Source organism: Clostridium sp. AF19-22AC (assembly GCF_003479085.1).
GTDB lineage: Bacteria > Bacillota > Clostridia > Lachnospirales > Lachnospiraceae > Faecalicatena_A > Faecalicatena_A orotica.
The window spans coordinates 83347-105248 of sequence record NZ_QUGN01000013.1 but is presented as its reverse complement, the minus strand read 5'-3'; the positions used below and the strand labels follow the sequence as shown (position 1 = coordinate 105248).

19 protein-coding genes are annotated in these 21902 nt (G+C 47.4%); 13 read left to right on the top strand and 6 right to left on the bottom strand.

Annotation, left to right across the window (positions count from 1 at the left end; translation table 11 throughout):
* Window positions 1-12: 12 nt before the first annotated feature.
* Together murI and DWX43_RS15640 are read left to right on the top strand one after the other, a co-directional pair.
* Window positions 13-834, top strand: a complete 822-nt coding sequence (gene murI, locus DWX43_RS15645; protein ID WP_181368584.1) for a glutamate racemase — start codon at window positions 13-15, stop codon at window positions 832-834.
* 46 nt (window positions 835-880) lie between these two features.
* Entirely contained in the window at window positions 881-1345 is a 465-nt protein-coding gene (locus DWX43_RS15640) for a DUF1934 domain-containing protein (protein WP_109730013.1), read from the top strand.
* Window positions 1346-1412: 67 nt separating this feature from the next.
* Here the strand turns inward: DWX43_RS15640 and DWX43_RS15635 are convergent, their stop codons facing one another.
* Window positions 1413-1856, bottom strand: a complete 444-nt coding sequence (locus tag DWX43_RS15635) for a hypothetical protein (RefSeq protein WP_118620940.1) — start codon at window positions 1854-1856, stop codon at window positions 1413-1415.
* 97 nt (window positions 1857-1953) lie between these two features.
* A complete protein-coding gene (locus DWX43_RS15630; RefSeq protein ID WP_118620939.1) occupies window positions 1954-3726 on the bottom strand; it encodes a hypothetical protein in 1773 nt (590 codons plus the stop codon).
* Between the two features lie 168 nt (window positions 3727-3894).
* On the opposite strand from DWX43_RS15630, the gene cls reads away from it, so the two are divergent.
* The 3 genes from cls (at window position 3895) to DWX43_RS15615 (ending at window position 7133) form a co-directional block, all read left to right on the top strand.
* Window positions 3895-5370 (top strand): cardiolipin synthase, encoded by a 1476-nt coding sequence (gene cls / locus DWX43_RS15625; RefSeq protein ID WP_118620938.1) that lies wholly within the window; start codon window positions 3895-3897, stop codon window positions 5368-5370.
* A gap of 237 nt (window positions 5371-5607) precedes the next feature.
* A complete protein-coding gene (gene tig, locus DWX43_RS15620; RefSeq protein ID WP_118620937.1) occupies window positions 5608-6681 on the top strand; it encodes a trigger factor in 1074 nt (357 codons plus the stop codon).
* A gap of 209 nt (window positions 6682-6890) precedes the next feature.
* Window positions 6891-7133: an HPr family phosphocarrier protein gene (locus tag DWX43_RS15615; protein WP_109730018.1), complete on the top strand. Its 243-nt coding sequence runs from the start codon at window positions 6891-6893 to the stop codon at window positions 7131-7133.
* 133 nt (window positions 7134-7266) lie between these two features.
* Here the strand turns inward: DWX43_RS15615 and DWX43_RS15610 are convergent, their stop codons facing one another.
* From DWX43_RS15610 to DWX43_RS15595, 4 genes are read right to left on the bottom strand one after another with little or no spacing between them, the layout of a single operon-like run.
* Window positions 7267-8454 carry a thiolase family protein gene (locus DWX43_RS15610; protein ID WP_118620936.1) on the bottom strand — a complete coding sequence of 396 codons (1188 nt, stop codon included), beginning with the start codon at window positions 8452-8454 and terminating at the stop codon, window positions 7267-7269.
* Between the two features lie 24 nt (window positions 8455-8478).
* Complete coding sequence (gene fabG / locus DWX43_RS15605) at window positions 8479-9222, bottom strand: 3-oxoacyl-ACP reductase FabG (RefSeq protein ID WP_109730020.1); 744 nt, start codon at window positions 9220-9222, stop codon at window positions 8479-8481.
* A 14-nt stretch (window positions 9223-9236) separates the two neighbouring features.
* Entirely contained in the window at window positions 9237-10826 is a 1590-nt protein-coding gene (locus tag DWX43_RS15600) for a CoA-transferase (RefSeq protein ID WP_118620935.1), read from the bottom strand.
* A gap of 4 nt (window positions 10827-10830) precedes the next feature.
* Entirely contained in the window at window positions 10831-12444 is a 1614-nt protein-coding gene (locus tag DWX43_RS15595) for a class I adenylate-forming enzyme family protein (protein WP_118620934.1), read from the bottom strand.
* Between the two features lie 427 nt (window positions 12445-12871).
* Here DWX43_RS15595 and DWX43_RS15590 point away from each other — a divergent pair, with 427 nt between their 5' ends.
* The 8 genes from DWX43_RS15590 (at window position 12872) to DWX43_RS15555 (ending at window position 21802) form a co-directional block, all read left to right on the top strand.
* Window positions 12872-13615, top strand: coding sequence for an N-acyl homoserine lactonase family protein (locus tag DWX43_RS15590; protein ID WP_243099330.1), 744 nt, complete (start codon window positions 12872-12874; stop codon window positions 13613-13615).
* A 24-nt stretch (window positions 13616-13639) separates the two neighbouring features.
* The gene (locus DWX43_RS15585) at window positions 13640-14806 is read left to right on the top strand and encodes a substrate-binding domain-containing protein (RefSeq protein WP_242995951.1); all 1167 of its coding nucleotides are present in this window, start codon (window positions 13640-13642) and stop codon (window positions 14804-14806) included.
* A gap of 92 nt (window positions 14807-14898) precedes the next feature.
* On the top strand, window positions 14899-16419 hold the full coding sequence (locus DWX43_RS15580; RefSeq protein ID WP_118620933.1) for a sugar ABC transporter ATP-binding protein: 1521 nt from the start codon (window positions 14899-14901) through the stop codon (window positions 16417-16419).
* Window positions 16416-17393 (top strand): ABC transporter permease, encoded by a 978-nt coding sequence (locus DWX43_RS15575; RefSeq protein WP_109730024.1) that lies wholly within the window; start codon window positions 16416-16418, stop codon window positions 17391-17393. The genes DWX43_RS15580 and DWX43_RS15575 overlap by 4 nt, the downstream gene beginning before the upstream one ends.
* On the top strand, window positions 17393-18349 hold the full coding sequence (locus tag DWX43_RS15570) for an ABC transporter permease (RefSeq protein WP_118620932.1): 957 nt from the start codon (window positions 17393-17395) through the stop codon (window positions 18347-18349). The genes DWX43_RS15575 and DWX43_RS15570 overlap by 1 nt, the downstream gene beginning before the upstream one ends.
* A gap of 98 nt (window positions 18350-18447) precedes the next feature.
* Complete coding sequence (locus DWX43_RS15565) at window positions 18448-19464, top strand: LacI family DNA-binding transcriptional regulator (RefSeq protein ID WP_109730026.1); 1017 nt, start codon at window positions 18448-18450, stop codon at window positions 19462-19464.
* Window positions 19465-19609: 145 nt separating this feature from the next.
* On the top strand, window positions 19610-20884 hold the full coding sequence (locus DWX43_RS15560) for an L-serine ammonia-lyase, iron-sulfur-dependent, subunit alpha (protein WP_109730027.1): 1275 nt from the start codon (window positions 19610-19612) through the stop codon (window positions 20882-20884).
* 48 nt (window positions 20885-20932) lie between these two features.
* Window positions 20933-21802, top strand: a complete 870-nt coding sequence (locus DWX43_RS15555) for an aldose 1-epimerase family protein (RefSeq protein ID WP_118620931.1) — start codon at window positions 20933-20935, stop codon at window positions 21800-21802.
* Window positions 21803-21902 lie beyond the last annotated feature (100 nt).

Here is a 21902-nt window from a genome sequence, read left to right as displayed (position 1 = left end):
AGCGCATTGAGTATGGAATGTAAAAAGACGGCGCCCATCGGTGTATTCGATTCAGGCGTCGGCGGGCTTACAGTAGTACGTGAGATGACGAGGCAGCTGCCCAATGAGAATATCGTGTATTTCGGGGATACTGCCCGCGTTCCATACGGCAGTAAGTCCCAGAAGACGATCATCCGTTTCTCAGAACAGATCATCCGTTTTCTGAAGAAAAAGCAGGTGAAAGCCATCGTTATCGCCTGCAATACCGCCAGTGCGCTTGCGCTGGAGGCCGTCCGGGACGAATTCGACGTGCCGATTATGGGCGTTGTCATTCCGGGAGCACGTGCGGCAGTCGAGGCAACCCACAACCAGAAGGTAGGGGTTGTCGGCACAGACGCCACGGTCCAGAGCGGAATGTATACAAAGATCATCCACGGGATGAACCCTGACGTTACCGTAATAGAAAAAGCGTGCCCCCTATTCGTGCCTCTGGTGGAAGAGGGGTTCAAGGAGCACCATGTAACGCAGGAAATCATTGAACACTATCTGGAATCCATGAAGAATACAGATATCGATGCGATGATCTTAGGATGTACACATTACCCGCTTCTGCGCTCCAAGATCCGCGCCTATATGGGGGATAAGATCCAGATTGTGAATCCTGCCTATGAAACTGCGATGGATTTAAAGAAGCTTCTGGAAGAGCGGGACATGGTAAACGACGGCACAAAGGAACCGTACAGCCGGTACGAGTTTTATGTAAGCGATACGGCGGAAAAGTTCCGCAATTTTGCAAACACGGTGATGCCGTTTGATATATCAGAAACAAATGTAGTGAACATAGAGGAATATTGATGATCTATTTGTACTCATGAACAGATCAGGATATTAGGTGAAGCATATGACAAAGGATGTATTGGTCAGCATATCAGGGATGCACATGGATGTTATTTCAGGGATGACAGATGCGGAAAACGAACCGATAGAAGTCGTAACCCCTGCCAGCTACTATTTAAGAAACGGCAAGCACTACGTCATCTACGAAGAAGTGATGGAGGGTATGCCTGGTACAATCAAAAACAAAATAAAGATAAGTGGGACTGACAGTGTTGAGATCATGAAAACTGGTATATCCAATGCCCATATGATATTCGAGAGAAACAAGAAGAATCTCACTTACTATCAAACCCCTTACGGGCAGATGCTTGTGGGAGTGAATACCAGGAATATGGAAGTCAATGTCACAGACGATAACATCGGTGTCAGCGTTGACTATGAGCTGGATATCAATCATGAACCACTGGCAGACTGCAGTATAAAAATGGAGATATATTCAAAGGGGTCTGACCCCTTTGAGGTCCATTGAATAAAAACAGCCGCAGCTTCTGATTTTTGTCAGATTACCGCGGCTATTGTTTTCCTTTTTTGTCTTATTATTTGTCTTTTTTGAATCGTGCAAAGAATCCCTTCTTTTTCGGCGGAGCTTCAAGCGGACCACGGAGTCCTCTGACAGCAGTTATGTAGATTCCGCTGACTGTTGCTTTTACTTCCTTCTTTACCGGGATCAATGGAAATACCTCAGCATCACACATCAGGGTCATGATCTTTGGGCCGACTTTTGCTTTTACGACCGGTACCTTGGTACGTCTTAAATACTTCGGGGTATTCTCGATCACTACACTTGGGAATCCGGCTTCTTTCAGCTTCATCTTACCTTTATCAATGATGAGCATATTGACATTCTGTGCTGCTGCTTCCATCTGTTCTTTCTGTGCTGCCTGTTTTTTCTCTGCTCTTTTGCCGAAGAAATATAGTACGACTAATGCAATGATCAGAACAACCAGTACAACGAGCATTATCTTTAATCCTAAACTCACGACGAACCCTCCTAAAAATACTCTTTTTCCGCAATTATGCAAATAATATTGTACCATTGTTTGTAGGGAAGTGCAAGCAGTTTGATATCTTTCGGGCTTACAGAATCCCTACTTTCTTTAACAGATATTCCGCATTGGTAGTTTTAGAAACTCCGTTTTTTATTTTATAATCAAAGCAGATTTCCCCGTCTGTATAATGTTCGTTAAAACTGTAATTCACGATACGCCGGAAGGATGCCGAGAGTTTGCAGACCTCCAGATCATGCGTGGTAATCATGCCTGAGGTTCCAAGAGTACAGAGTGTCTTGATGACTTCCTCGGCGCCTCTGAGCCTGTCTGCAGAATTCGTCCCCCGGAAAATCTCGTCGATCAGGAATAACTGGCATGTGCCCGCCTTTGCTGCATCGATAATCTTTTTTATGCGTTTTAGTTCTGCATAAAAAGTTGAGATTCCTTCCGTCAGTTCATCGGCAATACGCATGGAGGTGATGACGTTCATGGGGGTAAAGGTCATCTGCTGTGCACACACGCAGCTTCCCGCATTTGCCAAAATCATGTTAATGCCTGCTGTCCTCATGAAAGTAGTTTTCCCGGACATGTTGGAACCGGAGATAATGAAGATGTGGTTATCGAGGTTCAGGTCATTGCACACCCTCTGCGTATTATTGAGCAGCGGGTGCCCCATGCCGCGGGCTTCGATGATATTTGGGCGTGCAGATATTACGGGGATACAGGAAGTACTTAAGCAGCGCGGCAGATTGGAAAAGCTGATCAGGCTTTCCAGTTCCCCTAACGCGGCAAACCATGATTCGGTGGAAGCGCCGTGTTCCTGTTTCCAGCGGTCAAGGTCAAAAGCATTTTTATAATCCCATAGGAAAAGAATATTCAGTATGGTCCTGACGATCCCGTTCTGACACTGGCTGATATTGCCGGATATTCTGGAGAGACTGTGGATGGCCTCCTGCGCGGAGAACACAACGGCCTGAATCTGTTTAAGTTTTTCGGAATGAAAATTGTATCCGGCAATCTCCTGAATCATATCATCATAACGTGCAATCTTATATGGAAGCTTCAGCATAATTCCGAGATACCGGTTGATTTTCGAGAAACCAACAGACCATATAAGCAGCTGAAAGATCATCATTACGCCTGCAGCAGCCGAAATAAGAGTGTCTCTGGTCAGCAGGGAGAGGAGAACGGCTGTAATGGTCAGTATGCGTGACAAAGAGACCAGCCATTTTACGGGCCTGCCTTCTATAAAATGTTTCTGGCCCTGTAGTTCGGAAATGAGTTCCGGAAAGGATGCATCGATGCCGATTTTAGAAGACAGGTATTCGATCTGGCTGGTCCATGCATAGTCGCTGCCAAGCTCCGAAACAGCCTCCTGCCGTTCCCGGATTTCCTCGTTTGAAAATCCGGGGTAGAGCAGGTCACTGGCGAGCCGCTGCCTTCCATAATAAGTGTTCGTACTATTCAGGTATTGGAAAAGAGAATTTCTTCCGACAATGTCCAGATCGGATGAATAGTCATGGTTATAATCGATAAATTCTTTGCCCGTATCCTCGAAGGAACACCAGCCGCCCGTAATCCGGCTGATATTCTTTTTCGCAATGCGAATAAGCCCGGCTTCATGCCCGGCACGCTCAAGTTCCCTGATATGATACAGGTGGGATAAAATAAAAACTATGATTTCAGCACATAACAAAAGAATCAGTTTAAGGGGGAAATGATTTGTCCATACCTGATAAACCGTGATACCGCACATCACGATCCAGATTACCTTGAAAATGCCGATGATATTTGCCGTTCTATTATATTCTGCCAGGGCGGCTTCTCTTCTCTTGATCTCGGTTTCTAAAAACTGCTGCATAAATGACTGCCTCCTGTAATTTTTGTAGTCCAAATTTATAATATGATACCCTTTTTGGGAGATATAATCAAGTTTAACCCTTAAGCTGATAATTTGGGGTTACTTTTCGCCTGAGAAAATAGTATAATCATATAAGTTACATACAGATAAAGAAGGAGTTTTAATTTTATGGCAGAAACATTATGGAATGGATTGGTTATATCTTATCATTTCGTCATGGACAATCTATTCATTATCAATATTTTTCTTTCTCTGATCATTATTTTCTTTCAGCGCCGGAATCCACAGACCGTGTGGACCTGGCTCCTTCTGCTCTACTTTATCCCGATTCTCGGATTCTTCCTCTATCTGGTGATTGGTCAGGATTTTCACAAGAGCAGGATGTTTAAGGCAAAGGAGATAGAAGGGGAGTTAAAATATGCCGTCAGGCGGCAGGAGGAGACAATATACCGGAAGAAGCTGAGGCTGGCGAATCCGGAGATGGCGAGATTTAAGGACCTGATCCTTTATAATCTGGAGGCGGGAGAAGCCGTTTTAACGGATAACAATGATGTGCGCATCTATACGGATGGCAAAGAAAAGTTCCGTGCGCTGATTGACGAGATGAAGCAGGCAAAACGCTACATCCATATGCAGTATTACATTATCCGCAACGACGAGCTGTGGAGGGAAATTGAACCTGTGCTGATCCAGAAAGCAAAAGAGGGTGTTGAGGTCAGGGTGCTGTTCGACAGTATGGGATGCCGCACCATGCATAATAAGGACTGGGAACGCCTTGAAAAAGGCGGTGTACAGGTTGCGGAGTTCTTTCCTGCGCTTTTAGGGCAGCTGCAGCTTCGCGTAAATTACCGCAACCACAGGAAAATTGTTGTCATTGACGGACGTGTTGGTTTTGTGGGCGGCTTTAATGTGGGAAGGGAATATCTGGGACTGGATAAAAAGTTTGGTTACTGGAGAGACACACACCTATGCATAGAGGGGGCGGCGGTTACATCTCTGGCCGTGCGTTTTGTTCTGGACTGGAATTATGCGGCAAAAGAGAACCTGTTTGTGCAGGACCATTTGTTTGAGATTCCCGATTATGTGAGAAACGGGCATGACCCGGTCCAGATCATTTCAAGCGGCCCTGACTCGCAGACGAAGACGATACACGATAATTACCTGCGCCTGATTCATAGTGCAAAGGACCATGTATATCTGCAGACCCCGTACCTGATTCCGGATGATTCGATACTGGATGCGCTGAAGATTGCAAGTCGTTCAGGAATCGACGTGAGGATCATGGTTCCCTGCAAGCCGGACCATCCATTCGTTTACTGGGCAACATATTCCTATCTCGGCGATATGGTAGCGGCTGGGGCGAAGTGTTATGTATACAATAACGGTTTTTTACATGCGAAGACATTGAGTGTAGACGGAATGGTGGCATGTGTGGGAACCGCAAACATGGATATCCGCAGCTTTGGACTGAATTTCGAAGTGAACGCGGTGGTTTACAGCGAAAGAACCGTGCAGCGCCTTGAGAGGGCTTTTGAAAATGATATGACAAAATGTACCCATGTTACACGCAAGGTATATGACCAGAGAGGACTTGTCATCCGGGTGAAGGAACAGTTCTCAAGACTGCTGTCTCCTCTACTGTAGAAATGGTTTATTTTGGACGTTTATTTTGGCCAAACGTGAAAAGTCTATGAAATCCCTTTCCATAAGGAGTGAAATGTGATATAATGCTCGCACTTAGCATGGTTCTTACACGCTTAGTAAGACATATATCTAAATACTTAGCGAGGTATTTCACGAGTTTAGTATTTATGGTACAACGGTAAAGTATGCAGAAATGGAAACTGCATGAATAAAGTGAAGATAATATGAGGTGAAAGAATGAAGAAAAGAATTTTGGCACTGACATTGAGCGTTCTGATGGCAGCGTCTCTCGCAGGATGCAGCAAGCAGCTCTCAAATGAATATATAACGGTGAAGCAGTATGACGGTCTTGAGGTTGCAAAAGTAGAGACTGCCGAGGTGACGGATGAGAATGTTGAAAGCGTGATCCAGACGAATCTGGGAAAATCCGCAGCAGACGGCGGAATCACGGACAGGGCGGCTGAGAACGGGGACAGGGTCAATATTGATTATGTCGGAAGCGTGGATGGAACAGAGTTTGAAGGCGGCAGTGATAAGGGATCAGTACTCGAACTCGGATCTGGCAGCTTTATCGGCGCGAATGGAGACTATAAAGGATTTGAAGAACAAATCGTCGGACACAAATCAGGGGATGAGTTTGATATCACTGTAAAGTTCCCGGCAGATTACCAGAATGCAGATATGGCTGACAAAGTAGCTGTATTTAAGGTTACCTTAAACGGAATCGTTCCGGAACTGACAGATGACTGGGTAAAGAAAAACAGTGAAACATCCAAGACTGTAGAAGAATATAAAAAAGAGATCAGAAAACAGCTGGAAGATAATAACAAAGAGAGCATGGAGAACACCCTGCAGAACAATGCACTGGAAGCGATTGCGGACCAGGTAGAAGTGAAGAAATACCCGGACGGGGCCCTCGATGAGCAGATCAATTCCATCAAAGAATATTATACGAATATGGCAGCAGCCTATGGTATGGAATTTAAAGACTTCGTTGAGCAGGCCATGCAGATGACCGAGGAAGATTTTGACAAGCAGGCAAAAGAAGCTGCGGAGACAGCATTAAAGAGAAAACTGGCCTGTGAATTGATTGCCGAGAAGAAGAACCTGGAGCCGTCTGACAAGGAATATGAGGAACAGATTGCCGAATATGCGGAAAACGGACAGTATGAAAGTGTAGAGGATTTTAAAGAACAGGTCGGAGAAGACACTGTGAAAAATGCAATCCGCCAGCAGAAGGTTGGAAAATATCTGGCAGACAACTGTGTTCAGGTGGAACAGAGCGACAGCAGCACCGAGACAGCGAAGTAAAGGTTAAGAAAATTTAAGTCAAAGACAAGGGGCCCGTTACGGAAGAAAAGACGTGAACGGGTCCTTTTTATGCTATTACAGCATGATTCGACATAATTCTGCAAATAGCGACATAGTAATTTACAAATAAAGTCCTTGCTTTTAGGGAATAAATCCCAGTATTATGGATAAAATAACCATATACACAAAGTAAAGGAGGAAAACAGGACATGCAGAAAGTTCAGATTTGTTTTCGCCAGCCAGAAGATATTACTGAGTTTGTGGATATTATGAATCAGTGTGAATACGATGTCGATCTTAAAAGCGGGAAAAATATAGTAGATGCAAAATCCATTTTAGGTGTAATAGCAATCAGCAAAGCCGACCATGTCGAGCTTGTTATCCACAGTGATGATTGTGGAGAACTGCTGGATAAGATTCAGGCGTATGTACGGAAAAGGAACGCTGCCTGAGAAAGACAGCGGGCCTGACGGTGAAAAATTCAGGGCGGACGAAAAGTAAAGGAAGAAAGCCGGTATTCTGGGAAGACCAGAAGCCGGCTTTCTTAGCATATTTACAAAGGGATCTGCTAAACTTACGCAGTTATCAGCATTTCGTGAAATACATGGAAATCCCCTGCCCGCCCCCGATGCACATGCTGATCATGGCATCTTTTTTATCGGTACGCATTAATTCATACAGCACCTTTACGGTCAGGACTGCTCCGGTGGCCCCGATTGGATGTCCGATAGAGATTCCGCCCCCGTATATATTGACTTTCTCCATATCAAGCCCCAGATCTCTGCTTACGGCGTATGCCTGACTTGCGAAGGCTTCGTTGATCTCAAACATGTCGATATCCTTCAGGCTGATGTGAAGCTTCTCTGCCAGCTGCTCACTTGAGAATTTCGGAGAATATCCCATCAGTTCGGCATCGAATCCGGCAACGGTATAGCCCTCGATCTTCAACTTCGGCACGACTCCCAGCTCCTCTGCTTTTTCCTTCGACATAACGACAACCGCGGCTGCACCGTCATTCAGGCTGGAAGAATTGCCGGCGGTTACGGTCCCGTCCTTTACAAAGCAAGGCCGCAGCTTTGCCAGCTTCTCGATAGTCTGACTGTCTCTTGGTCCTTCGTCCGTATCAAACACGGTTACATTCCCTTTCCGGTCTTTCAGTTCTACGGGCAGGATTTCATCCTTGAATTTGCCCTCTTTTATGGCGGCACATGCCCGTTGGTGGCTCTGGAGTGAGAAAGCATCCTGTTCTTCACGTGAAACGTGATACTCTGTGGCTACGTTTTCTGCGGTAACACCGTTGTGGTTACCGTCCATCGGCCATGTGAGGATGTCAATGACCCCGTCCTCGAAGGTTTTGTGTCCCATGCGGGCTCCCCAGCGGGCGTCTTTTACATAGTACGGCAGCTGGGATATGCTCTCTGCCCCGCCTGCAACAACGACATCGGCGAACCCGGTCTGGATTTCCATGACAGCGTCGGCGATAGCCTGCAGGCTGGAACCGCATTGTCTGTTGACTGAATAGGCAGTCGTTTCTTTCGGCATGCCTGCTTTCAGGCTGATGGCCCTTGCAACGAAGCCGTTTTCGGCTATCTGTCCGACCTGCCCGATAATTACTTCGTCGACATCGGATGGCTGGATGCCTGCACGGTTTACGGCCTCTTTTACAACCATTGCGCCCATATCGATAGCGGACAAATCCTTCAGGCTCCCTCCGAAACTTGCGACAGGAAGACGGACCCCGCTGACAATAACAACATCTTTAAACTGATTCATGGCAAAATCTCCTTTCTATGAGTGTCAGACGATCATACCGCCGCCGACATTGATGACTTCAGAAGTGATATATGCGGCATCATCAGATGCCAGAAAAGCGACCATATTTCCTACATCGGACGGTTTTCCCGCATAACCCATCGGGATCCTGCCCATCATGCTGTCCCATGCGGCTCCATCGTTGACTTCCTTTAATTTTACGGTCATATCTGTCTCGATAAAGCCGGGGCAGATAACATTGCAGGTAATTCCTTTTCTTGCATTTTCTCTTGCAGCAGTCTTTGTCAGGCCGACAACACCGGCTTTTGCTGCCGCGTAGTTAGCCTGGCCGATGTTGCCAAGCCAGCTGCCGGAGGAAATATTGATGATTCTTCCGGAACCTTTGCCACGCATGTATTTCACGGCCTCCTGAGTTCCGTAAAAGGTTCCGGTCAGGTCGACGGCGATAACCGTATCCCAGTTTTCGGCGGGCATTTTATGGAGCATTCCGTCACGGTTGATGCCCGCATTATTGACCATGATATCCAAAGTGCCATAAGTATCGATAGCAAACTGGACCAGGGCCCTGACTTCTTCCTGCTTTGCGACGTTTACGGGGAATGCGCAGGCCGTGCCTCCTGTGCTGCGGATCTCAGACACGGCATCATCGGCAGGTGCCATGTCGGCAACTACGACCTTTGCCCCTTCCTCCGCAAGTTTTACGGCAATCCCTTTTCCGAGACCGCGTCCTGCTCCTGTTACGATAGCAACTTTGTCTTTTAAGCGCATAGATAAATCCTCCTTTATGATTGATTGGTATGAATGAAATCCCTGAGTCCAAAAGGCCCGTTTTCACGGAAGATGGCAGGATTCATTTCCTTTAGGTCAGGGCTTATAATTGGTTTAAATTCCATGAGGTCAAGAATCTGCGTCTGCAGGTCTATGCCGGGAGCTGTCTCGGTCAGGACAAGTCCTTCCGGGCGCAGCTCAAAAACAGCCCTTTCTGTTATGTAATGCATTTTCTGGTGCTTGCCGCGTGCAATATTTCCGTTATATGAAATCTGCTGAATCTTGTTTACAAATTTGATGAGGGAGCCTTCCCTGTCAATATGGAGCCTGTCCCCCTTAAAAGAGCACTCCAGTCCTTTCCCGGTGAATGAGGAACAGAAGACGACATGCTTTGCATTCGTTGTGATGTCGATGAAGCCGCCGGCCCCGGTCGGGTTCGGCCCAAGTTTTGTGGCATTTACATTGCCGTTACTGTCCACTTCCCCGGCGCCCATGTAAGTCACGTCCACGCCGGCCCCGTTGTAGTAATCGAACTGGTCGTCATGTCTGAGGAGGGCAAAATTATTTTTGGCAATGCCAAAATCAATCCCTCCCATCGGGATTCCACCGTAGATACCGGATTCTACGGTGATTGTAACGTCATCATCAATCTGTTCTTCCGCGATAATCGGACCGACCACGTCGTTTGGTATTCCGGTCCCTACATTGAGGACATCGTTTTCGCGAAGCTCCATCAGTGCCCTCCGCCCGATTACTTTGCGGACCGTCAGCGGGAGTGCATCGGAGTTATCGGCCGGGACTTTGATATCACCGCAGTATGCCGGGTCAAAGGCAAAACTGTGTGTCTGCCGGTGGTCTTCCTCCGGGTTTGGGCACATGACGACGGCGTCGATAAAAATACCCGGGACCGTCACTCGTTTACAGTGGAGCGTTCCCGATTTTACTTTATACTTGGCCTGCGCGATTACCGTGCCGCCGAACTTCTTGCACGCCATCACGGCGGAGAAGACTTCCAGATTCATAGCTTCTTCATCTGTCGTTAAATTGCCGGCTTCGTCTACATATGTCCCCCGGATGATGCAATAGTCAAGCGGGATTGGTTTGTAACGCATATACTCTTCGCCGCCGATGGTAACGACATCTGTGATATCAGGGGCGGACCTCGTAATTTCGTTCATTTTCCCACCATCGATGCGCGGATCAATGAAGGTTCCCAGACCAACCTTTGTGATCTTGCCCGGTTCTCCTCCCGCCATGCTGCGGTACAACTGTGCGAACTGGCCCTGAGGGATGCAGTAGGCGAGGATTTTATTGCCGGCGATCAGTTCCATCATCTTCGGCTGCAGTCCCCAGTGCCCGCCAATGATGCGGTGCAGCATTTTTTCGTGGGCAAAATGCTGTATCCCACGGTCGCGGTCGCTCTGCCCGCAGGAATGGACGAGTGTAAGGTGGTTCGGGCTTCCTGTTTCGAGAAAGCGTTTTTCCACGGCTTTTAGGATTGTCTCGGATGCAGAGACGAGCGTCATGCCTATGGTGGCGATGGTACTGCCGTCCCGGATCATGGCAGCGGCTTCATCTCCGGTTACAAATACAGGTTTCCTCATAGTTTTAACCTCCTGGTTTAGATAAAAATAAAGTTTTAATAGTTCTTTTGTCTACCTTCCCGTTCGGGGTGACGGGGATTTCATCCAGAATAAGGACTCTGGCCGGAATCTTATACTTTGCAATTCTGCCGCCTAACTCTTTTTGAATGGATTCCTCCGTGAGAATCATACCGGGCAGTGATTTTACGACCGCTGCGGCAACTTCGCCGTAGATCTCATCCGGGATGCCGACAACTGCGGTGTCTTCGACTCCTTCTATTTTGTAGATTTCGTTTTCCACATCAAAACTCCAGATCTTTTCCCCGCCGCGGTTGATCATATCCTTTTTCCGGTCGACAACGAAGAGGTATCCTTCTTTGTTGAAATATCCGAGGTCTCCTGTCCCGAGCCAGCCATCCTTCAGGGAAGGGGTGTCCGTCTTATAGTAGGAATCCAGAACGACGGTTCCGGATATCCAGATCTCACCCACAGCGCCGGGCGGGAGTTCTGCTCCGGCATCGTTTAAGATTCGGAAGCAGGTGCCGGGAATCGGAAGACCTGAGGAACCGATAAAGCAGCTAGCCCCGGCGTCCCCGGGAAAAATGGATGCCGGGGAGGTTGTCTCTGTCAGCCCGTAAACGGTGTGGAACGTACTGTGCGGAAGCCATTCATGGATCTGGCGCAGTTTTTCTTTCGGCATATTACTGCTTCCGCAGGCGAATGTCTTTAAACTCGGCAGATGCGGGAAATGTCCGGATTCTGCAAGCAGCATGGAAAATACTGTCGGTGAGGCATGCAGAAAAGTGACATTATGCTCTTTCACGCAGGTTAGTACCCTGCCGGCATTGAAATACTTATGGAGGTACAGTGTTCCGCCGGCATATACAAAGAGGCCTAGCAGAGCGACCAGCCCTGTGATGTGGTAAATCGGGATAGGGATGATGGAAACATCCTTTTCTGTAATGTGTAAGACTTTCTTATAGGAGACAACCGCATGCATGATGTTATAATTTTTGATTACCACACCTTTGCTCTGGGATGTTGTCCCGGAAGTAAACATCAAAAGGGCGGTATCTTCCCTTGTATCTGCCGGCATTTCGGGAACAGCCTCTTTTGATGTGAATTCCGAAAAACCATACCCGGCCTCCTGGTTACCGGACTTCAGGACGAAGATACTGTTGTTTTCACAGCGGGAAAACCAGCTATAGAAATCCTCATCGCAGATGATATGGCTTACATCGGACTTTGATACCAGTGAATTCACTTCCTGCTCTTTATATTTCGTCGGCAGGGGGATAGTCACAGCCCCTATTCTGATCAAAGAAAGAAATGCGACGCAGAACTCAAGGCTGTTGTACAGCATCAGGGCGACCCGGTCTTTATAACCGACATGGCATTCGCTGACCAGATAAGAGGAAAAGCCGTCTACATACTTTTTTAAGCAGGAATAACTGCATGTGCGCCCGTAATGATCTATAATGGCTGTCTTATCCGGATATAACCCGGCGGTATCTGACAGAGCTTCGTATAGATTGTGTGGTATATCAGGGAAGGTTTCGATTTCCCGGCCACTTTTAAGTTTCTGTTGCGTTAACTGAAAGGAAATTAAATCTTTCCAGAGTTCAGTCCCACGGTACATAAATGAACCTCCTTTTAAAGAAAACGGTTGCGTTACAATCTAATCTTATTTCAGAATGTTTTCAAAGTCAATAGAGTAAAAATACACAAAAATATATGGCAAAAATATAATAAGTGCACAAAATAATCTGAATATTTCCAGCATTACAAAACAAAATACTTGTATATCTCGAATGTTCAGATAAATGCGAAGGAAAACAAAGAAACTAAATTAAAAATATGTGAATAGTGCACAAAAATGAAAGACTAAAATGAATTAATTTAACAAAACGAATACTGAAACACAAAAAAATGAAGAGAATCGGTTGATTTTAGAAAAAGTTGATGATATAGTAGAGCCAACACGAGAGAAAACGGTTTCTAAAAATGGATGGTGGTGTTGCAGGAAAATAATGAAAACGATATCTAACAGAAAAGGAGGATGCATTATGAAAAAGTGGATAGTAAAGGCTATCCAGGCAGGGAGTATCGTACTGGACCGTTCCGCGATGACTCACTACAAGGGAAAAGGGGAGCAGATTACAGTTCCTATCTGGTGTGCAGGTGCAACTGACGGAGAACATAAAGTATTGGTTGACACAGGGATACGCGATCTGGAAGAGTACCGCAAGGCGGAGCCGGGGGTTATCCAGACCCCGGAACAGGACACAGTCGCGGCTGTAAGGCGGATTATGGGATGGGAACCGGAGGAGGTTGATATCGTCATCAACACGCACCTCCATTGTGACCACTGCGGAAGCAACGCAAAGTTCCGCAAGTCGAAATTTTACATACAGAAAAAGGAATGGGAGGCAGCATTCGCACCTCTTGTTCCGGAAGTGCCGTTTTATGACAGCTTATGCTACGACAAAAATGCAGTCAACTATTTTCAGTGGGAGTTTTTAGACGGAGATGCGGAGATACTTCCGGGACTTCGGGTGATTACAACGCCGGGGCACACGAGGGGCCACCAGTCAGTACTGTTTCATACAGAAGCGGGCGTTGTGTGTGTATCCGGTGATATCTGTAACGTTGCAGAGAATGTAAATGGGAATCTGGAGCCCAATATTGTTGTAATGGTACCGGAGACGTATGAGAGTTTCCAGAGAATCCGGCAGTCATCACACTATATCCTGCCGGGCCATGAACCGGCGGTTAAGGACGGGGCGGAAACATTTATTCAGGTACTTTAAAACAAAAGAGAAGGAGATCATTTTATGAAGAAGAAAGTATTGGCAGTTTTGCTTGCAGGATTAATGGTATTCGGACTTGCTGCATGCAGCAGCCCGGAAAAGAAAACGGATGAACCAAAAGACGATGCGCAGAAGACAGAAGAACCAGCTGCAAAGTCAGACAAGGACAGCGGCTTCGTAGTAGGATTTTCAAACGGATACTGGGGCAATACGTGGCGTGCGCAGATGGTAGAAGACTTCGAGAACCGTGCCAAAGAGTATAAGGCAGATGGTGTTCTCTCAGATTATATGGTTTCTAATACAAACAGTGATGCAACGGAACAGTTAAACCAGATCAACGCAATGATCGATGCAGGTGTAGATGCGATTATGATCGATGCCGTTTCTCCTACAACGATTAAATCAGCAGTGGAAAAAGCGCAGAAGAAGGGTATCCTGGTAGTAATTGCAAACGATCCGGCCGCTTATGAAGGAACGATCTGTGTCTGCGGAAATAACTACAGCTGGCAGAAAATCCAGGCAGTCTGGATGGCAGAGCAGTTAAACGGAAAGGGCGATATTGTTGAAATCTCAGGTGTTTCAGGCAATGCTGCCGATACTTTACGTGTACAGGCAAACAAGGATGTACTTGCAGATTACCCGGATATCAAGATTCTCGGCTCCGCTCCCGGCAACTGGTCAGAGACAGATGCACAGTCTGTCATGACGACATTTTTATCAAGCTATGACAACATCGACGCCGTACTGGCACAGGATGTTATGGGGGAAGGTATAATCAAGGCATACGAAAATGCAGGAAAAGAACCTAAGATTATGACAGGTGACTATACAAAATCATTCTTTACAAAATGGAGCACTATGCCGGACCTTACAACAATCGGAGTTTCTTATGCACCGGGCAGTGCCGTAACAGCACTGGACGTTACGGTACGCCTGCTTCAGGGGAAGACTGTGAAGGAAGACCTTCTTGTAGCAAATCCGATGGACGAAAACATGGTCAATTCGATCATGCTTGACCCGCCGTATGTTGTTACAAAAGACGGAGACCAGAATGCGGCATGGATGGAAGGACTGAACGGAACAAAGGCAATCACTCTGGAAGAAGCAGTGGACCTGCTTAAGGATTCCGCCGATACAGCAGCACTGGACGGATGGCTTACCCAGGAAGAGGTTGACCAGTTCTTTGAATAATAAGTAAATATAGAAATGCTTATAAATGGACTGGCGGACAATGAGGTAAAGTCCGCCGGTCTTTTGTTCATTAAACATAAGGAGGAAATTCGATGGGACTTGCTTTTCGGGATATATCGAAACATTATGGGGCAGTAGTGGCAATAAAACAGGCACAGATGGAGATAGAAGAGGGGGAGGTCAGGGCAATATTGGGAGGAAACGGGTCCGGGAAATCGACTCTGGCGAAGGTGATAGGCGGCCTGATCGGACGTGACAGCGGAGAAATCCTGTTTCAGGGGAAACCTATTGACTTTAAGTCCCCGAAAGATGCGAAAAAGCATCATGTCATTATGACAAGCCAGGAACTGAGCCTTTTTGGAAATCTGACTGTAGAAGAAAATATCTGCATCTGTGATGTCCCGGTGAAGGGGAAATTTACAGACAGAATGAAACTGAAAGAAGAGGCTGTAACAATCCTGAAACGGATGCATCTGGAATCTCTGCTGGGGAAGAAAGTGGAGGAGCTGGCGGCTAACCAGCAGTATATGGTGGAACTGGCAAAGGCTCTGGTACAGAAACCAAAGATTCTGATTATCGATGAGATTACATCCGCGTTGTACCGGGAAGATGTGGAAATCGTAGATGATATTATCCGGGAACTTAAGAAAACAGGGTGTATTGTCCTGTTTATTTCTCATCGAATGGTGGAATTGTATGCCATGTGTGACAGTGTAACGATCATGAGGAACGGGGAGACTCTGGGGACTTACCCGATGCAGGAAAAGACTGAAGACGAGCTCCTTTCTCTGATGGTCGGAAGAAAGATCGAATCCTATCATGGTGAAGGAAAGCATCATCAGGGGACGAAGAGGGATGTATTTATACGGGCGAAGCATATTCCGATCCCGTCCTATGGAACGGTAGAAAGCCTTGAGATTGGAAAGGGAGAAATCATCGGTATCGCGGGTCTGCAGGGGCATGGCCAGACAGAACTGATCAGGGCACTGTATGGTGTTTCAGGGGAAATTCAACTGGAGATCGACGGCAAGGCCCACAAGCTGCATAATGCGAAGCAGGCCGTGGCACAGGGCTTTGCCTTCATTTCCGGTGACAGAGAAAGAGACGGGACATTCCAGGAACGGAATCTGTCTGAAAACATAGCGGCGGTCCAGGAACTGGTTAAACACAAAAAGATCGGTAATGCAAGAGAAATACTGGACAGTTTTCATGTCCGCTATGATAATCCGGGTGAGCTGATTACCTCACTCTCCGGAGGCAACCAGCAAAAAGTGGTGGTAGGCCGCTGGCTCTGTACAAAACCTCGGCTTTTGCTGGCTGACGACCCGACAAAAGGGATCGACGTCAAGGCAAGGGGGGACCTTCATGAGGTATTTGCAGAACTTGCAAAGGAAGGAAATGCCGTAATCATGATATCCAGCGATGACGATGAACTGGTCAGCATCACGTCTATGGCAGAAACATCCAGAGTCATTGTCATGTATGAAGGAAAAGTATCCGCAGTTCTGGAAGGGGATGCGATTAACAGAGAAAATATATCCGCTGCATCTATGCCTGTAAATACGATGCCGCAGGAAGGTGAAAAGAAGAGAGAGGCAGGTGCAGTAGAATGAATAAAGTAAAGAAAGTTGTAACATGGAGTGCGTTCCCCTCCCTGCTGCTTTTTATCGTATTTCTTGCCATTAATGGCGCGATCACGGGAGGGCTGAGCCTGTCCTTTTTCCAGTCATTTATTGCGACTAATGCGGCGGCCATCTGCGTGGCAATAGGAGTTACCGCGACCATACTTGTAGCAGGTACGGATATTTCACTTGGTTCGATCGTATCTCTTGTAAATGTAATTATTGTGACCTTGTGTGAAAAGGGTTACTCTGTTGTGGCCGCGGCTTTGATCGCCCTCGGCTGTGCGGTTCTCTGCGGTATGATCAACGGATTCATCATCGGGGTCATGCGCGTCAACCCGCTGCTGACGACTTTTGCGACTTCTACGGCTTTTGCAGGGATTGCTCTGTGGATACTGCCCTACCCCGGAGGCTCGATTGATTTCAGCTTCGCGGACTGGTACAGCAGTAATCTGTTTGGGTTTATCCCCACACCGATCGTCCTGATCCTGATTCTGGTACTCATTTGGGTCCTTGTGATGAAACTGCCGGCGGGATTACATCTGTTTGCGCTTGGAAAAGACGTAAAGAAAGCGTATGCGTCCGGCGTGAATGTAGTTGCGCTGAGGTTTTTCGTGCATACGTTTGCAGGGCTGGCCGCGGGTATTGCAGGAATCTGCATCAGCGCAAATACCTGTGCAGGCAGTCCGTCCATCGGGGCGAGCATGAGCATGAATTCCATCGCGGCTGCTGTTATCGGCGGTGTTTCACTGAACGGCGGGACCGGCAACATCTGGGGCGGCATTTTCGGGGCGGCGTTCTTAAGTATCCTGATTTCCATCGTGGTTTCCGCAAACTTAAGCTCCTTTGTCCAGAGTTTTATCCAGGGGCTGATACTTCTGATTGGTGTTGTGTTCTCTATTATTGCGGCGGATAAGGAACTGAAAGCAAAGATAACCGGCGTATTTAAAGGAGGTGCAAAGTAATGGAAAAGATAAAAAAGCTGAACAATCCATATCTTCCCGCGATTGTCGGGAGTATCCTGCTCATGATACTCGGTCAGGTACTGAGTTCCGGTTTTCTGTCCATGAATAATATTTCAAGTATCCTGATGACGACTTCTATCCTGACAATGGCATCTATCGGGCAGGCAGCAGTCATCATTTCAGGAGACAGCGGGCTGGATATGTCGATTGGTGCAATTATGTCGATGACGGCACTGTTCGGTCCGATGGTGGCTGTAGGAAGCGGTGCACTTTCCTTTGCACTGATGGTTCCGGCTACGATCCTGATGGGGGCGGTCGTGGGACTTTTAAATGGCATTGGTGTGCAGGTATTAAAAGTGGTGCCCCTTGTCATGACGCTGATCATGTCGAGCGTTGTAAACGGATTTTCAATCTTAGTTACGAAGGGTCAGCCGTCTGTCACGGTCAGCCCGGAGCTCCAGAGTATCTCGAGAACGCTTGTCGGCCCGTTGAGAATCCTGCCTACTGTAATTATTATCCTGCTGGTTGTGTTGGAAGTTCTTTTCCTGCGCAGGAGCAGATACGGGAGAAGCCTGTTTCTCGCAGGGAATAACCGGAATGCCGCAAATCTGTGCGGGATCAACAGCCGTCTGGTCATTATACTGGCTTATGTTTTTGCGGGGGCGACCGCAGGGCTGGCGGGGTTAATGCTCGTCGGATACGCGGGCACTGCCCAGATGAACATGGCGAGCAGTTACACAATGCTCTCTGTCGCAGCAGTCGTAATAGGCGGGACAAAACTGACAGGAGGAAAGGGAACATTTATCGGCGGCGCGCTTGGATCACTGGTGCTGATCCTGATTACAAATATCCTTCAGGCGCTCAACATGGCAGCAGGGTTAAGGTCTCTGATACAGGGGATTATCCTGATTGCAATTCTGATGGTTAACAGCAGGGCGCCGAAACTTCGTCAATAAAGTTGGAAAATGGAGCCATAAAGTAAGAAAATGGTTGATTTTGCGGGGATATTAGCATAAAATCTGTATATCAGAGGAAATATAAGGAAACCAACTTTATGAAGAATGGAAAATATAGCATTTCAGACGTTGCGGAAATGCTGGGTGTGTCAAAGTCGACTGTTTCCCGCGCAATCAACGGCAACAGTGGGGTGGGGGACGAGCTGCGGAAGAAAGTTCTGGATCTGGTGGACGAGATTGGTTACAAACCGAATACAATCGCCCAAAGCCTTAGCAGGGGCCGTGTCAATATTGTGGCTTTGATATTGGGAGATATAAGGAATCCTTTCTATGCGGATCTGGCTTTTAACATTCAGAGGATATTGAACAGTCATGGCTATATGGTCATGGTTTTTAACAGCGAATATGACGTCCAGCGTGAAATCGAATTTCTGAAATTAACAATACAATTTAATTTTGCCGGGCTGATATTGATTACGGCCCAGACCGAGATCGTGGAGGACATGCTTCATTCGATGGATGTCCCTATGGTGCTTGTCAACCGTATTCTGCCCTCATATACAGGCGACTCTGTCCTGACGGATAATTTCCAGGCAGGGTATATGGCAGTGATGCATCTTCTGGAACTCGGACATAAGCATATCGGATTTGTCCGGGGGCCGGGAGTCTCTTCTGCATCCTCACAGCGTTTCGAAGGATACAGGCAGGCACTGCGTAACTTCAGCCTTCCTTTCAATGAAGAATATGTCTATGAAAGCGACCTGAAGATGGAAACCGGCATTACGCTGGCCCGGAATTTCGTGAAAGACTTAAAGGTACGTCCGAGCGCGATGGTTGTTGTCAACGATATGACGGCGATCGGATTCATCGACGGGTGCAGGGAAAATGGGCTCAGTATTCCGGAGGACCTTTCTATAGTAAGTTTTGATGATATCGAGTTTTCGGCCATGAAAGGGATTGAACTGACGACGATCAGCCAGCATGTGGATAAGATGAGCGAACACGCCGCAAGGCTGATGCTGAAGCAGCTGGAGGAAAAGGACGCAAAACCGGAGCGGGTCATTCTGGAACCGACGCTGGTCATAAGGAAGACAACCGGTCCATGCAAAGAATAAATCATTGTCTGCCGCAGTGTGCTGTCAAATGCATGCTGCGGCAGTTTTTTTGTTCATCACATTTCTTGCACTTTCGTTCAGAATAGTGTACATTTGTAATATGTGAATCGGATAGATTCCGGTATGTTTTGGAAGGAGAAGTCAAATGAAAAAATCAGATGAAAGGTATAGTGCGTATGTACAGATTCTGAAAGAAGAACTGGTTCCTGCAATGGGGTGTACGGAGCCGATCGCGCTTGCATATGCTGCCGCAAAGGCGAGAGAAGTGCTGGGGTGCCTGCCGGAGAGGGTACATATCGGGGCAAGCGGGAGTATTATTAAGAACGTGAAGAGTGTCATCGTGCCGAATACGGACCATTTAAAAGGGATTCCGGCGGCAGCGGTTGCAGGCATCATTGCAGGGCGCCCGGAGAAGGAACTGGAAGTTATCTCAGAGGTTTCCCGGGAAGAGATCGAAGAGATGCAGGAGTTTCTGGCGGAGAAGGAGATTAAAGTAGAGCATATTGACCACGGTATTACGTTTGATATTATCGTGACGGTTTCTGCAGGCGAGTCCTATGCACAGGTACGGATTGCGAATTACCATACGAATATTGTACATATTGATAAGGACGGTGAGATCCTGCTGGATATCCCGGTGCGCGGGGAGTCGGAGGAAGGGCTGACGGACCGCAGCCTTTTGACCGTGGAAGGAATCTGGGATTTCGTCCAGACCGTGGATGTGGAGGATATCAGGGAAGTTCTCCAGCGCCAGATCGATTACAATACCGCAATTGCTGAGGAGGGTCTGCGCGGGAATTACGGGGCGAATATTGGAAACGTGATTCTGGAGGCGTATGGGGACGACGTTAGAAACCGTGCGAAAGCGATGGCGGCTGCCGGTTCGGATGCGAGAATGAACGGCTGTGAGCTTCCGGTTATCATTAATTCCGGAAGCGGCAATCAGGGGATGACCTGTTCCCTTCCGGTTCTGGAATATGCAAAGGAATTAAAAGCAGACCGGGAAAAAATGTTCCGTGCACTGGCATTATCGAATCTGGTGGCGATCCATCAGAAGACGGGCATCGGACGCTTGTCCGCGTACTGCGGTGCGGTAAGCGCCGGAGCGGCAGCGGGCGCCGGGATTGCGTATCTGTGCGGCGGAGGATATGAGGAGATCGCCCATACAGTCGTGAATGCGCTTGCAATCGTTTCCGGTATGGTCTGCGACGGTGCAAAGGCATCCTGTGCTGCTAAGATTGCAGCGTCAGTCGATGCGGGAATCCTTGGATATAACATGTATATCCGCGGGCAGCAGTTCTACGGAGGCGACGGGATCATCACAAAGGGCGTGGAGAAGACGATCCAGAATGTCGGCCGGCTCGGCAAGGAAGGAATGCGCGAGACAAACGAAGAGATTATTAAGATCATGGTAGAGTAGTCAGGCAGAGTCGCCATGATGAAATGAATGAGAATGGAGGAACTGGATATGAAACTGGAAAATGAATATCTTTGTGTAGAGATTTCGGAGGAAGGCGCCGAACTCACAAGAATTTATGACAAACAAAAGGAGACGGACGTGCTGTGGGAGGGTAATCCCGTTTACTGGAAACGGCATTCACCTGTCTTATTTCCAAATGTAGGAAAGACTTACCATAATACCGTACGTATCCAGGGAACCCAGTATCCGACTTCTCAGCACGGGTTTGCAAGAGATAATACTTTCACATGTACGGTCTGTAAGAAAGACAGGGCCGAATTTCTCCTGCATTCGAATGAGGAGACGATGGAAGTGTACCCGTTTGACTTTGAACTTTATATTTCCTATACTCTGACGGAAAAGACAGTCGAAGTAAAATGGAAGGTAAGAAATCCTTCCGATGAGACGATCTATTTCACCATTGGCGGACACCCGGCATTTCGTTTTGCAGAACAGGAGGGGAAGAAGGACGGTTACTGTCTGCATTTTCCGGGAAAGGAAAGCCTGCAGTATATTCTGATCGATCCTAATTCAGGCACGGCGAATGTGGACGAGACATTCCAGATGGAGCTTCAGGATGCCAAATATCCGTTGTCTGAAAAACTGTTTGAGAATGATGCACTGATCTTCGATGACGGGCAGATAGAGGAAGTATGGATCTGCAGAAAGGACGGAACGCCTTATGTAGGCATGAAGTGTGAGGGATTCCCGAATTTTGGAATCTGGTCTGTCAAAGATGCTCCTTTCGTATGTCTGGAACCTTGGGCCGGAAGATGCGACAACCGTGGATTTGAGGGGGACATATCCGAAAAACCCGGAATTAACAAGTTAGAAGGAATGGGGACATTTACGAAAACGTATCAGATTGTAGTTGCATAGATGATATCCGGCGATTAGCTGAAACAGCAGAACTGCCGGAGGGAAAGAAGCTGACACTGTGTGTGGAGGCTTCTTTTTTCATGGGAATTGCACTTGCTTC

Bases quoted from the DNA above. Each gene is read 5' to 3' on its own strand.
- murI (WP_181368584.1), top strand. From the start codon at position 13: ATGGAATGTAAAAAGACGGCGCCCATCGGTGTATTCGATTCAGGCGTC.
- DWX43_RS15640 (WP_109730013.1), top strand. From the start codon at position 881: ATGACAAAGGATGTATTGGTCAGCATATCAGGGATGCACATGGATGTT.
- DWX43_RS15630 (WP_118620939.1), bottom strand. From the start codon at position 3,726: ATGCAGCAGTTTTTAGAAACCGAGATCAAGAGAAGAGAAGCCGCCCTG.
- cls (WP_118620938.1), top strand. From the start codon at position 3,895: ATGGCAGAAACATTATGGAATGGATTGGTTATATCTTATCATTTCGTC.
- tig (WP_118620937.1), top strand. From the start codon at position 5,608: ATGAAGAAAAGAATTTTGGCACTGACATTGAGCGTTCTGATGGCAGCG.
- DWX43_RS15615 (WP_109730018.1), top strand. From the start codon at position 6,891: ATGCAGAAAGTTCAGATTTGTTTTCGCCAGCCAGAAGATATTACTGAG.
- DWX43_RS15610 (WP_118620936.1), bottom strand. From the start codon at position 8,454: ATGAATCAGTTTAAAGATGTTGTTATTGTCAGCGGGGTCCGTCTTCCT.
- fabG (WP_109730020.1), bottom strand. From the start codon at position 9,222: ATGCGCTTAAAAGACAAAGTTGCTATCGTAACAGGAGCAGGACGCGGT.
- DWX43_RS15600 (WP_118620935.1), bottom strand. From the start codon at position 10,826: ATGAGGAAACCTGTATTTGTAACCGGAGATGAAGCCGCTGCCATGATC.
- DWX43_RS15595 (WP_118620934.1), bottom strand. From the start codon at position 12,444: ATGTACCGTGGGACTGAACTCTGGAAAGATTTAATTTCCTTTCAGTTA.
- DWX43_RS15590 (WP_243099330.1), top strand. From the start codon at position 12,872: ATGAAAAAGTGGATAGTAAAGGCTATCCAGGCAGGGAGTATCGTACTG.
- DWX43_RS15585 (WP_242995951.1), top strand. From the start codon at position 13,640: ATGAAGAAGAAAGTATTGGCAGTTTTGCTTGCAGGATTAATGGTATTC.
- DWX43_RS15580 (WP_118620933.1), top strand. From the start codon at position 14,899: ATGGGACTTGCTTTTCGGGATATATCGAAACATTATGGGGCAGTAGTG.
- DWX43_RS15575 (WP_109730024.1), top strand. From the start codon at position 16,416: ATGAATAAAGTAAAGAAAGTTGTAACATGGAGTGCGTTCCCCTCCCTG.
- DWX43_RS15570 (WP_118620932.1), top strand. From the start codon at position 17,393: ATGGAAAAGATAAAAAAGCTGAACAATCCATATCTTCCCGCGATTGTC.
- DWX43_RS15565 (WP_109730026.1), top strand. From the start codon at position 18,448: ATGAAGAATGGAAAATATAGCATTTCAGACGTTGCGGAAATGCTGGGT.
- DWX43_RS15560 (WP_109730027.1), top strand. From the start codon at position 19,610: ATGAAAAAATCAGATGAAAGGTATAGTGCGTATGTACAGATTCTGAAA.
- DWX43_RS15555 (WP_118620931.1), top strand. From the start codon at position 20,933: ATGAAACTGGAAAATGAATATCTTTGTGTAGAGATTTCGGAGGAAGGC.